Raw genomic sequence first — 11,834 nt, 5'->3', positions numbered from 1 at the left:
CGATTCTCCGAAGGTTGTTCTAGAGGTAGGTGGCCACGACGACGTAGGCCCTGGTGGCGCCACGGCGACCGAGCGGCTCCAGCCTCAGCTGGGCGGCACCGACCCTGGCGCTGACGGACTTGCCGATGCCCGCCACGCTGAGAGCCTTGCTGACAGGCCGCCCCGCGGGCGTCAGGCATGTCGCGTTGACGCCCAGGGCTTCCGGCTCGAACCCGCATGAGGGCTCGGTGATCGCACCGCGGAACGCAATGGTGCCGGACTGTGCGGCCGCGGTTGCGGCGATGCCGGCAGCAAGCCACAACGATAGTCCGACCCGCCTTGCCCAGGCTAGCACGCGCCTTTCTCTTCCGTCCATATCGACTCCCTCCATGGTGGATGCCACCTGGCCGCTGCCGTGTGGCGCCGAGCGCGACTGCGTGTCGGACGCTCCTGTCGCGGATAGCGGCGCGCCGGAGCGGGGCTTTAGTAATTCCCCTAAAAATATTGCAGCTTGTTGACTTCCGGTGTGGTTTGGCGGCGTTGTCGCCGAATCTATTCCAGAGCCGAGAGCCTATGGCCGGGAAGAATGGAGACTCATCCGGGCCCATTCTTGATTGGTTGCAGCGGGTTCCGTCAGCAAAGCCGAAGATGCGCACAGATCTTCAGAAGAGAGGTCTCATCCGCGGCCGGTTCACAGGCGATGCATGCGCCCGACCACGGATATCGTGGGACAGGGATGGCTAGAGAGCGGAGCTGGACTTACCGGACCAGCAGGCGCGAACGGACGAATCCCGCGTGCGTGCGCAGTGCCGCCATCAGCGCGTCGGACGGCACGCGGTCGAGGTCCGTGACGACGTAGCCGGTATGGCCGCGTGTCTGCAGGTGCTGGCCGTTGATGTTGACGCCGTCCTGGGCCAGCAGCGTGTTCAGCGCGGCCAGCGCGCCTGGCGCGTTGCTGTGGATGTTGAGCAGGCGTGCCGGCGCGTGCAGCGGGCCGGGATCGACTTCGGGAAAGTTGACGGCGCCGATGGTGCCGCCGGTATTCAGGAAATTCAGCAGCTTGGCCGCTACCTCGGTGCCGATGTTCTCCTGCGCCTCTTCGGTGCTGCCGCCGATGTGCGGGGTCAGCAGGACATTGGGAAGCTGCTGCAGCGGGCTGGCGAACGGGTCGTTGTTGGTCTTGGGCTCTTCCGGGAATACGTCGATCGCGGCGCCGCCCAGGCGCTTCTCGCGCAGCGCTGCCGCGAGCGCTTCGATGTCCACCACCGTGCCGCGCGAAGCATTGATCAGGATCGCGCCGGGCTTGAAGCGGGCGAGCACATGCGCGTCGATCATGTTGTGCGTGCGCGCGGTGGCAGGCACGTGCAGCGTGACCACGTCCGCGTGCGACACCGCTTCTTCGAGCGTGCCGGCGGCACGTGCCGAACCGAGCGACAGCCGGGCGAGCACGTCGTAGTACACCACGCGCATGCCCATCGACTCGGCCAGCACGCCGACCTGCGAGCCGATATTGCCGTAGCCGACGATGGCAATGGTCTTGCCGCGCGCCTCGAACGCGCCGCTCGCGCCCTTGGCCCACTTGCCGGCATGGGCAAGCGCGTTCTTTTCCGGAATCCTGCGCAGCAGCATCACGGCCTCGGACACGACCAGCTCCGCCACCGACCGCGTGTTGGAAAACGGTGCGTTGAATACCGGGATGCCTGCCGCTGTCGCGGCTTCCAGATCGACCTGCGAGGTGCCGATGCAGAAGCAGCCGATGCTGAGCAGGTCCGGCGCGCTGCGGATGTCGTCGGCGCGCAGGTGCGTGGCGGAGCGGATGCCAACCAGGTCATGGCTGGACAGCACCTGGCGCAGTTCGTCGCCGGCCAGCGCGCCGCTGCGGCGTTCGACCGTCAGGCCGGCCTCGCCAAGGCGCGCCGTGGCGCTTGCATGGATGTTTTCGAGCAGGATCGCAGTAGTCACGTTCAGGTTCCGCGCAAGAGGGGAGCAAGGGCACCGCGCGGGCAGTCTCTGCTGCGGCGCGGCAAGTTCTATTCTGCGCGAAAAAAGCCCCCGCGGTCCCGGTGCCCCTTCCGCCAACGTTGGCTCCCGCGACCGGGAGGGATCAGCGCGAACGTCCGCGCCGGTCGCCGCCGAGCGGGTCGACGATGATCATGGTCTGCTGCAGCACGCCGTTGTCGTCGAAATAGCAGCTGAAATGCGCGGTCTGATAGCCGTCCTGGTACATCCGGTAAGACCACGCCTCGCGTTTCATCAACGGGTAGTATTGGATGGGCTCGCGCGGCTTGCCGAAGCGCTCGAGCACGTCGCGCTTGGTCCAGACGCCGACCTGGGCACGATAGATTTCGGCTTCCGTCAGCATTTGGCGATAGCTGACGAGCTTACCGGTTGCGTCAAAGTCGGCCGCATAGACGGCATGGCCCATGGGCTGCTCCGAATAGAGCCAGCGCGACGTGCCGTTCGGAAACTTGAAGGCATCGGTGGGCTCGCCGAATGTACTGCGGACGGCACCCTGGTCGCTGCCGATCAGCCGCTGGCCGGTCTGTTCCGGTTGCAGCGTCGAGCAGGCGCCCAGGGTCAGGGCTGCCACGCAAGCCAGGGAGGCCAGGGTTGCCAGGCGGATTCGCATCTTTGGCTCCGGCGGGTGGATCCCGCATGCCGGAATTGTCCGGCCAGCGGGCCAGGGTGCGCAATAGTCCTGGTGGAGCAGTCGCGCGCCGCCGTGCGGGTCAGTGGCCTACGCGCAGGACTGCCGCACCGGCCAGCCGGCCGCTGCGCAGGTCGGCCAGCGCCTGGTTGGCGGCCTCGAGCGGGTAGCCGGTGGTATGGGTGCGCAGCGGCGTGCGGGCCGCGATCGCCATCAGTGCCTCGCCATCGGTGCGGGTCAGGTTCGCCACCGAGACCACGCGCCGTTCTTCCCACAGCAACCGGTAGGGAAACGTGGGGATATCGCTCATGTGGATGCCGCCGCAGACGACTGTGCCGCCCTTGTCGACGGCCTGCAGCGCCTGCGGCACCAGTGCGCCGACCGGCGCGAAGATCAGCGCCGCATCCAGCGTGTCAGGCGGCGCTTCCTCACTGGCACCGGTCCAGCAGGCGCCAGTATCGCGGGCGAGTTGCTGGGCGCCGGTATCGCCGGCCCGGGTGAAGGCGTAAACCTGTCGGCCCTCGGCGACAGCAATCTGTGCGACCAGGTGCGCGGCGGCGCCAAAGCCGTAGATGCCGACCCGTCGGGCGTCGCCAGCCATGCGCAAGGTGCGCAGGCCGATCAGGCCGGCGCATAGCAGCGGTGCCGCGTGCTCGTCGTCATAGCCGTCCGGTACATGGAAACAATAGCGGCTGTCGGCGATGGTGTATTCGGCGTAGCCGCCGTCGCGCGTGTAGCCGGTGAAGGCCGGCGTGTCGCACAGGTTCTCGCGGTGGGCCAGGCAATACCGGCAGTGCCCGCAGGTATGGCCAAGCCACGGTACGCCCACGCGCTCGCCCACCGTGAATCCGTCGACGCCCGCGCCGCAGGCGTCGATGCGGCCGACAATCTCGTGGCCGGGGATCAGGGCGGGCTTGGGGTGCGCCAGCTCGCCATCAGCAATATGCAGGTCGGTACGGCAGACGCCGCACGCGCTGACGGCAATACGGACTTCGCCGGGGCCCGGCTCCGGCACGGGCACGGTGCGCAGTTGCAGCGGCTGGCCGGCCCGCTCCAGGACCATCGCGCGCATGGTGTCAGGCATGGGAACTCCCCCCGGCGCCGCAGATTGGGTCAGCCTTCGACCTCGCTGCGGATCAGCAGCACCGGGCGGTTGGTCTTGCCGACCACGCCTTCCGAGACGCTGCCCATCAGCAGGCGCCGTACGCCGCGCCGGCCGTGGGTGCCGAGCACGATCAGGTCGGCGTCCCAGGCGTCGGCCTGGGCCACGATGGTCGAAGAGATCTGGCCGGGGGCCACCGGCTTCTCGACGAGCTGGGTCGTATGCCTGACGCCGGCCGCCTCCAGCTTGCCTGCAGCCTCCGCCAGTGCCTTGCGGCCGAAGGCGAGGATGCCCTCCATCAAGGCCTTGGTATCAAAGTAGGTCACCTCGAAGAAGGCGTCGCTGTCGTCGGCAACAAACAGCGCCTTGACCTCTGCGCCAGTGGCCTTCGCGACGATGGTGGCCTGGCTCAGTGCCAGGTCGGAAGACTGGCTGCCGTCTACGGCTAGCAGGATGCGCTGGTACATGGCGGATCTCCCAAGAGTGGATGGAATAACGCAAATTGGATGGATGCGACCGCTCTATCGGGCCCATGCACTCCAGCGTAGTCGCCATGGGCGGCCGTCGCTTGACTTGTATCAAGGCTTACATCAACCGGCGGGAACTCCGACAGAGGCGAAATAAGGTCTGACAACATTTGAAGTGATTAATGGGGCTCTTATAAGGTGGAAAAGTGGTGCCAAAGCCCGAAGCGCCCGTGCCGCATTGATGCCCATCAAGCCCTGGGGTGCGAGAATGCCTAGACTGATCCACGTCTCAGACGCCCGCCCCCCGCCATTGCCGCTCCGTTCAGCGTGAGGGCGCCGCCACACCGCCTGCCCGCCGGAGGACTTCATGCAACTGCAGTTCCTTGGTGCGACCGATACCGTGACAGGATCGCGCGATGTACTGGATACCGGCCGCAGCCGCGTCATGGTCGATTGCGGCCTGTTCCAGGGCTACAAGACACTGCGCCTGCGCAGATCGAGAACCTGTCCGCGCATGCGGACGCCGATGAGCTGATGACATGGCTCGGCGGGTTTGCGCAGGCGCCGCGCCGCACCTTTGTCGTCCACGGCGAGCCGCAGGCGAGCGATGCCATGCGCCAGCGCATCGAACGCGGCCTGCGGTGGCCCGTCACCATGCCGGAATACCGGCAGAGCTATCGGCTCCACTGATACCACGCCTGATGTCAGGCCTGACACCACGCATTTGCACGGAGCAATGAACGGATGGACTACAAGACGATCCTTGTCGCGCTGGGCGACGATCCCGCACGCGCGCCACGCCTGGAAGCCGCGCTGGCGCTGTGCCGGCGTTTTGGCGCCGGGCTGGTAGGGCTGACCGCTACCGGCACGCAGCTGGAGCCGTTCCGCGGTGCCGACGAGGAGGCCGGGAAATACGCCGAACAGGCGGCCGCCAGGCTGCAGCGCGCCGTCGACCAAGACCTGGCGGTACTGCAGGCCGCGCTGGCGCCATCGGGCGCCGGCGTTGCGTACCGCCATGTCGTGGTCGAGGCCGAGGCGGGCTGGGCGCTGGCCACGGAAGGCCGCTTTGCGGACCTGATCCTGCCGCCGCCGCTGCAGGAAGGCGACAGCACGCCGCCACTCATGGCCAAGGAAGCCGAGTATGCCCTGCTCAATGCGGGGCGTCCGGTGCTGCTGGTGCCCGCCGGCGGCACGCTGGCACCGGGCGGACATGCGCTGGTGGGCTGGGATGGCAGCCGGCCGGCGGCACGCGCCGTGAGCGATGCGCTGCCGTTGCTGGCACAGGCTTCTGCCGTGACGGTGGCGGTGGTGGCCGAAGAAGGCGGGGGCGGTGGAGAAGCCGAGCCCGAGGCCGGTGGCGAACGCCTGCTGCAGTGGCTGGCCACGCATGGGGTGACGGCCCGGCTGCGTGTCGAGCACGGCGGCCCGCCGGCGGAAGTGCTGCTGAGGCTGGCGCAGGAACTGGATGCCGGCCTGCTGGTCGCAGGCGGCTACGGCCGCGGCCGCCTGCGCGAACGCGTGCTTGGCGGCACCACGCGCACGCTGGTGCAGCGTGCCGGCGTGCCGCTCTTCCTGTCACATTGAATGGGAATGCCGCATGAAAGCACGCGCTGGCATCGGCAGCCAGCGCGCGCCGGCGCCGTCAGGCGGGCAGGAAACCTTCGACCGTCAGGTAACGCTCACCGGTGTCATAGTTGAAGCCCAGCACCCGTGCGCCGGCGGGAAGCTCGGGCAGCTTGCTGGCAATGGCGGCCAGTGTCGCACCGGACGAAATGCCGACCAGGATGCCTTCTTCGCGCGCGCAGCGCCGCGCCATTTCTCGGGCCGGTTCGGCATCCACCTGAATCACGCCATCGAGCAGGCCGGTCTTCAGGTTGGCCGGGATAAAGCCGGCGCCGATACCCTGGATCGGATGCGGAGCGGGTGCGCCGCCGGAAATCACCGGCGAAGCCGTGGGCTCGACGGCGAACACCTTGAGCTGCGGCCACTTCTGTTTGAGCACCTGCGCGCATCCTGAAATATGGCCACCCGTGCCGACGCCGGTGACCAGCGCATCGAGGCCTTCGGGGAAGTCCGCCAGGATTTCCTCTGCGGTGGTGCGCGCATGGACTTCGATATTGGCCGGATTCTCGAACTGCTGGGGCATCCAGGCGCCCGGAATCGTGGCAATCAGTTCCTCGGCGCGGGCAATCGCCCCCTTCATGCCTTTCTCGCGCGGGGTCAGGTCGAAGGTGGCGCCATAGGCGAGCATCAGCCGGCGGCGCTCGATGGACATGCTGTCCGGCATCACCAGGATCAGCCTGTAGCCCTTGACCGCCGCCACCATCGCCAGGCCGATGCCAGTATTGCCCGAAGTCGGTTCGACAATGGTCCCGCCCGGCTTGAGTATGCCGCGGCGTTCGGCGTCTTCCACCATCGACAGCGCAATGCGGTCCTTGATCGAGCCGCCCGGGTTGGAGCGCTCCGACTTGATCCAGACTTCGGGGCTGACGCCGAACAGGCGATTAATGCGGATATGCGGCGTATTGCCGATGGTTTGCAGAATGTTGTCGGCCTTCATGTTTTCTCCGGAGGGTTGCGCAGGGCGCGGCGTGCCGCGGCGCGTATGCTTGCCAGCCGGGATTTTATTGAAATTTCCACGGCTTATCCGGCAGCGTCACGCCATCCGGCCCGCGGCATGGCCTTCGGCGTGAACCTGCGGACCCGGTGCAAAGCGCTCCAGCACATGGGCGGTCATGCCCTTGGCCAGTTCCTCTTCACCGTAGAAGACCGTGCCGATCGCTTCCTTGCGCAACATGACGGACTCGTCCTCGTTGTGCGTGCGCAGAACGATCTCGATCGACGGATTGAGCGTGCGCGCGATATCGGCCATCTGGCGGACATCGAGCGGGTCGGCAATGGCCACCACCAGCATTGCAGCCTGCGCGATATGGGCCTGGATCAGGACCGCAGGATCGGCGGCATTGCCGGAGACCGCCGCGATGTTGCCGTTGCGCAGGCTTTCCACCAGTTCCCGGTTCTGCTCCGCGACCACGAACGGAATGCCACGCGACTGCAGCGCACTGGCAATACGCCGGCCCACCCGGCCGTAGCCAACCAGCACCACCTGGCCTTCCAGGTACTTGCGTTCGGTGCTCATCGGCAGTTCGGCATAGGGGTCTCCCCGCTGCTCGAGATGCCTGGCCAGTGCCGAGCGCTTGAGGATCCAGCGCCGGAACGGCTCGTTGACGGCGAACAGCACCGGGTTCAGCGCGATCGAGATCAGCGCGCCGGCCAGCACCAGGCTCATGCCTTCGGTGGGCAGCAGCCCAAGCGAAAGGCCTAGCCCGGCCAGGATGAACGAGAATTCGCCGATCTGCGCCAGGCTGGCCGACACCGTCAGCGCGGTGTTGAGCGGATAGCGGAACGCCAGCACCAGCGCGAAGGCCGCGACCGCCTTGCCCAGGATGATGATCGCCACGGTACCCAGCACATGCGCGGGCTGCTCGAGCAGGATGGCGGGCTTGAACAGCATGCCCACCGAGACGAAGAACAGCACCGAGAACGCGTCGCGCAGCGGCAGCGATTCCTGCGCCGCACGGTGGCTGAACTCCGACTCGCGCATGACCATGCCGGCGAAGAAGGCGCCCAGCGCGAACGAGACGCTGAACAGCTGGGCAGCGCCATAGGCAATGCCGATGGCCGAGGCAATGACCGACAGCGTGAACAGCTCGCGCGAGCCGGTGCGCGCGACCAGCCACAGGAACCACGGCAGCACCCGGCGGCCCGCCACCAGCATCAGCGCGATGAAGGCACCGACCTGCAGCAGCGTCAGCGCGATCGTGGTCCACAGCGGCCTGGTTTCCGTCGCTTCGGCGCCTGTCGATCCGCCGAGAATTCCTGCCAGCGGCGGCAGCAAGACCAGCACCAGCACCGTGGCCAGGTCCTCGACGACCAGCCAGCCCACCGCGATCCGGCCATTCATGCTTTCCAGCACGCCGCGCGTTTCCAGCGCCTTGAGCAACACCACCGTACTGGCACACGATAGCGAGAGCCCGAAGATCAGCCCGCTGCCCCAATGCCAGTCCCACAGCCACGCCACCCCTGCGCCCAGCGCCGTAGCCAGTGCCATCTGCACCACGGCGCCAGGCACGGCGATGCGCTTGACCGCCAGCAGGTCCTTCAGCGAAAAATGCAGCCCCACGCCGAACATCAGCAGCATCACGCCGATCTCGGAAAGCTGGGAGGCCAGGTGCACGTCGGCGACAAAGCCCGGGGTGCCCGGCCCGATGATGATGCCGGCGACCAGGTAGCCGACCAGCGCCGGCACCTTGATGCGCTCGGCCAGGAAGCCGAGGACCAGGGCGATGCCGAAGCCGGCCGCAAGCGTGGTGATAAGGGGAATGTTGTGTTCCATGCAGGACGAATGGGAGCGGCGGATTGAAAACGGGTGGTCCTGCTGCGGGGCCCGGCAGCCGGTTGCCGATCTGGCAACGATGGGTCTGCCGTGCGCCGGCAGACATACCAGGCTCTGATAATGATAACGGCATCTGCGGGAGGATCTGTCGGAAGGGAAATATTGGCGGGGGAGTTCAAGCCGGTTCCAGCCGACTCCATCGCCGCTGGCCACGGCGGGTGAGGCCAGCGGCCCGGCATGTGGCGCAGGCAAACGGTGCGTTCGGGAATTGCAGATGGTGCGCGGCCGGGTTAGCGGCGATGATCCTCTCCGACACCGACTGTTTTCCGATCCACCATGCGCGTCCACTTGCAGTCCTACTCGCACGTCAGCCTGCACCGACTGTTCCTGGCCTTTCCGCTGACCATTGCACCCACGCAAGGCCGGTCGGTCATCAGGCGGCGCGGCCATGAGCGGCTGCTCGTGCCCGGGCAGCAGGTCACTGTCGAGCCGTTCGAGGCCGTCGACATGTATCTGGACGGCAGCAGCGCACAGCCGTCGGCCTGTACCTTCGAAATTCCGCGCCGCGCGCCGGGTGCACCTGGAGACGCGCTGCATCACCGCATCTCCAGGCGCGTCTTTCTCCAGCCGCAGTACGCCTGGAGCGCCGGCTTTATCGCGGAAAGGCTGGACATGCCGGCATCCCAGCTGCGCCGCCTGCTGTTTTCGCAGGGCACGGCGCTGACGGAACTTTGCCGCACGCAGCGGCTGATGCGGCTGCTGTTCGAGGCCATGGCGGGAGACGTCGCAATGAACGACCTGCAGCGCTTTGTGGGGTGGCCGCCCAACAGTGATGCCGAGTCCGCTTTTTATGATCGATTTGGCGTTTCGATGCGGACGGTGAGGCGGCTGGCCAGCCATCAGGGGACAGAGCTGCGCCGGTCCATTGCCTGAGCGGCGCATCGCCGCGGGTGGCGGCCCAGTTGAAAGAGGGGGCAGGGAACACTGCCGCTACGCCTCCCTGGGGCCGGCCTCCCGGAGCCCACCTAAGCAAGAGGCAGGCGCGGTACCCGCCCGGGGACGGATGCCGCTGTTCGGATCGCACTGACGCTTCGCGCGGCTGTTGGCCGCCGCCCACCAGATTCGCCCCGTACAAGGCTGTAGCGTGCACTTGGTGACGCGCGCAGTCAGTGGCACGGCATCTGCATAGTCACGAGCGAACGTCGTTTCCGCCGTTCGCTTTCCATGACTACAGGAGATTCCCATGTCCACGCTACTGATCGAGAACCTGCCGCGCATCCGCGAACTGGACCTGGCTGCGCGCGCCGCCATCCGCGGCGGCAATGCCGATATGCCGTCCATTGCCGTGGGTGAATACAACCCCAACGGGCCAATGCCGCCGATGCCCTCGATGCCGCCATTGCCATCGTTCCCCCCGATGCCGGCGATGCCGAAGCTGCCCGAGTTTCCGCCGGGATTCCCGTTCCACCCGAAGGTCGTGCCGATGTAGCCGACGACGGGCGCCAACGTGCCCGGGACATCGTCAGCAGCGCCGGACCGTACTGGCACGGCGCATTGGCGATGTCTGTCCAATACCAATACCCGGGCGCCGTCGGGCATCCTCTACGGTGCGCCTTCGCTCATGCGGCCATTGCCCGCGGCGACGTACCGGTGTAGAACCCGCTGAGGCACTGGATGTCGAGCGCGCGGATCTGCTCCGTCATGAAATCGATGAAAACGCGGATACGCGTCGGCAGGTGCTGCCGGCTCAGGTAGCAGAGGTAATGCCCGCGGTCATCGGGCGCATATCTTGCCAGCGCCATGACGAGTTCATTGGCCGCGAGATGGTCGCTGACCTGGTAGCCGGCCATCTGCGCGATGCCGTGCCCCTGCAGCACTGCCTGCAGGACGAGGTCGGCATCGTTGAACGTCAGGCGGGCGGTCGGCTGGTACTTCCGCATGTTCGAACCACTCTACACAACCACAGTCACGGTGTCGGGCGGCGAGACAGGGCACGGCCGCGCTTCCGGGAGGGCCTGTTCCGACGATGGCAACCTCAATGTCGACCTGCGCCTGCCCGTGGCGCCTGCGCTTCGGCTTTCCTAGGTGTGCTACTTCTGTCCCGTGGCGGTGCGCCAGCGGGTGACGAATTCGCGATAGGCTGCGATGTCGAGGTGACGCGTCAGGTCCGGGTCGTTCAGGATAGGCCGCATACTGGCGCCCAGCTGCGTCACCAGCCGGGCGGCGGTGGTGTCGCCGCCGACGTCGCTGCGCACGGCGTACAGCCCGGCGCGCTGCGCCATCAAGGTCTGCCCGCGCCGCGAAAGCGTGTAGTCGACCCACAGGCGGGCTGCGTTCGGGTGGCTCGCGCGCTGGCTGATCAGCTGGATGCGCGACAGCACCAGCGTGTAGTCGGTCAGGAAGGCGACACCGATGCCGGCATGCTTCTGCGCCTGGGCCATCGCGTAGGCGCCGAGCACGTTGTAGGCGATCGTCATGCTGCCATTTGCGACCTGGCGCAGCATGGCGGCGGTTGTCGTCGCATACCGGGCGTCGAGCTTGCCCAGTTCCGCGGCGATGTCCCAGAAGGCCGGACCGGACCTCGCATCCTGGGTGGCCAGCAGGAACCCGAGGCCGGACTTCTCGATGTCGTAGGTGATGACCTTGCGGCGCAACTGGCTACCCTGCGCCGCCAGCAGCTTCGCCAGGTCGGCGTGCGTGTGCGGCACCTGGGCGGCGCGCAGCAGCTTCCGGTTGTAGGCGATCGCCACCGGGTCGATGCTGGTGGCCCAGGCGTTCTCCTGCCAGCGGGCCCAGGCGGGCAGGCCGGATGCTTCGGGCGAGGCGTAGGTCATGGCATAGCCGCGCCTGACGAGGCTGGCCTGCAGGTCCATCGCCGAACTCCACAGCACGTCGGCAGACTCGGTACCAAGCTGTGTCTCGGCCAGGTAGCGATGATAAAGCTCGGTACTGGTCAGGTCGTCGTACTCGACCCTGACACGCGGGTACATCGACTGGAAGTCGGCAAGCAGTGGCTTGGCCAGATCTGCGTCCGTGGTGGCGTAGATCACCAGGCGGCCTTCATCTTCGGCCGCGCGGACGATGCTGGCATAAGCCGGCGCGTAGCCGGGCGGCGCCTTTGCTCGTGGCGCGTAGTCCAGCAGTTCATTGGCTTCCTGCGCGGACGAAACCAGGGGCCATCCCAGCGCCAGCCCAAGCAGGGCGCGTCGCCGGGCGAGAAACGGCGTGCGGTGATTGCGCATG

At 67.0% G+C, this 11,834-nt stretch carries 11 protein-coding genes and 4 pseudogenes; 6 read left to right on the top strand and 9 right to left on the bottom strand.

Features of this window, described 5'->3' with window-relative positions; all coding sequences use genetic code 11:
* Positions 1-19: 19 nt before the first annotated feature.
* The 5 genes from LDO29_RS05200 to LDO29_RS05180 all read right to left on the bottom strand — a co-directional run bounded on the left by LDO29_RS05200 (position 20) and on the right by LDO29_RS05180 (position 4,195).
* A complete protein-coding gene (locus tag LDO29_RS05200; RefSeq protein WP_224078721.1) occupies positions 20-301 on the bottom strand; it encodes a hypothetical protein in 282 nt (93 codons plus the stop codon).
* 437 nt (positions 302-738) lie between these two features.
* Positions 739-1,986: a phosphoglycerate dehydrogenase gene (gene serA / locus LDO29_RS05195; protein ID WP_224079110.1), complete on the bottom strand. Its 1,248-nt coding sequence runs from the start codon at positions 1,984-1,986 to the stop codon at positions 739-741.
* 97 nt (positions 1,987-2,083) lie between these two features.
* The gene (locus LDO29_RS05190) at positions 2,084-2,608 is read right to left on the bottom strand and encodes a hypothetical protein (protein WP_224078720.1); all 525 of its coding nucleotides are present in this window, start codon (positions 2,606-2,608) and stop codon (positions 2,084-2,086) included.
* Positions 2,609-2,708: 100 nt separating this feature from the next.
* Positions 2,709-3,710, bottom strand: a complete 1,002-nt coding sequence (locus LDO29_RS05185; RefSeq protein WP_224078719.1) for a zinc-dependent alcohol dehydrogenase family protein — start codon at positions 3,708-3,710, stop codon at positions 2,709-2,711.
* Between the two features lie 29 nt (positions 3,711-3,739).
* Positions 3,740-4,195 (bottom strand): universal stress protein, encoded by a 456-nt coding sequence (locus LDO29_RS05180; RefSeq protein WP_224078718.1) that lies wholly within the window; start codon positions 4,193-4,195, stop codon positions 3,740-3,742.
* 367 nt (positions 4,196-4,562) lie between these two features.
* On the opposite strand from LDO29_RS05180, the pseudogene LDO29_RS05175 reads away from it, so the two are divergent.
* From LDO29_RS05175 to LDO29_RS05165, 3 genes and pseudogenes are all read left to right on the top strand, one after another.
* A pseudogene (locus LDO29_RS05175) lies at positions 4,563-4,706 on the top strand (MBL fold metallo-hydrolase); the annotation flags it as partial.
* A pseudogene (locus LDO29_RS05170) lies at positions 4,688-4,885 on the top strand (MBL fold metallo-hydrolase RNA specificity domain-containing protein); the annotation flags it as partial. The pseudogenes LDO29_RS05175 and LDO29_RS05170, both read left to right, overlap by 19 nt.
* Positions 4,886-4,939: 54 nt before the next feature.
* The gene (locus LDO29_RS05165; protein WP_224078717.1) at positions 4,940-5,779 is read left to right on the top strand and encodes a universal stress protein; all 840 of its coding nucleotides are present in this window, start codon (positions 4,940-4,942) and stop codon (positions 5,777-5,779) included.
* 58 nt (positions 5,780-5,837) lie between these two features.
* On the opposite strand, the gene cysK is transcribed toward LDO29_RS05165, so the two are convergent.
* Both cysK and ybaL read right to left on the bottom strand, forming a co-directional pair.
* Complete coding sequence (cysK, locus tag LDO29_RS05160) at positions 5,838-6,755, bottom strand: cysteine synthase A (RefSeq protein ID WP_224078716.1); 918 nt, start codon at positions 6,753-6,755, stop codon at positions 5,838-5,840.
* Positions 6,756-6,851: 96 nt separating this feature from the next.
* On the bottom strand, positions 6,852-8,591 hold the full coding sequence (gene ybaL / locus LDO29_RS05155; RefSeq protein ID WP_224078715.1) for a YbaL family putative K(+) efflux transporter: 1,740 nt from the start codon (positions 8,589-8,591) through the stop codon (positions 6,852-6,854).
* A 336-nt stretch (positions 8,592-8,927) separates the two neighbouring features.
* Here ybaL and LDO29_RS05150 point away from each other — a divergent pair, with 336 nt between their 5' ends.
* Positions 8,928-9,524, top strand: a complete 597-nt coding sequence (locus LDO29_RS05150; RefSeq protein ID WP_224078714.1) for an AraC family transcriptional regulator — start codon at positions 8,928-8,930, stop codon at positions 9,522-9,524.
* 310 nt (positions 9,525-9,834) lie between these two features.
* Positions 9,835-10,080, top strand: coding sequence for a hypothetical protein (locus tag LDO29_RS05145; RefSeq protein WP_224078713.1), 246 nt, complete (start codon positions 9,835-9,837; stop codon positions 10,078-10,080).
* Positions 10,081-10,210: 130 nt separating this feature from the next.
* Here the strand turns inward: LDO29_RS05145 and LDO29_RS05140 are convergent.
* Positions 10,211-10,531, bottom strand: a pseudogene (locus LDO29_RS05140) (LysR substrate-binding domain-containing protein); the annotation flags it as partial.
* Here LDO29_RS05140 and LDO29_RS05135 point away from each other — a divergent pair.
* Positions 10,530-10,649: pseudogene (locus LDO29_RS05135) on the top strand (peroxiredoxin); the annotation flags it as partial. The pseudogenes LDO29_RS05140 and LDO29_RS05135 overlap by 2 nt on opposite strands.
* Positions 10,650-10,681: 32 nt before the next feature.
* Here LDO29_RS05135 and LDO29_RS05130 read toward each other — a convergent pair.
* The gene (locus LDO29_RS05130; RefSeq protein ID WP_224078712.1) at positions 10,682-11,833 is read right to left on the bottom strand and encodes an ABC transporter substrate-binding protein; all 1,152 of its coding nucleotides are present in this window, start codon (positions 11,831-11,833) and stop codon (positions 10,682-10,684) included.
* Position 11,834 lies beyond the last annotated feature (1 nt).

Source organism: Cupriavidus laharis, assembly GCF_914271435.1.
GTDB lineage: Bacteria > Pseudomonadota > Gammaproteobacteria > Burkholderiales > Burkholderiaceae > Cupriavidus > Cupriavidus laharis.
This window is presented reverse-complemented; position numbering and strand designations above follow the sequence as displayed.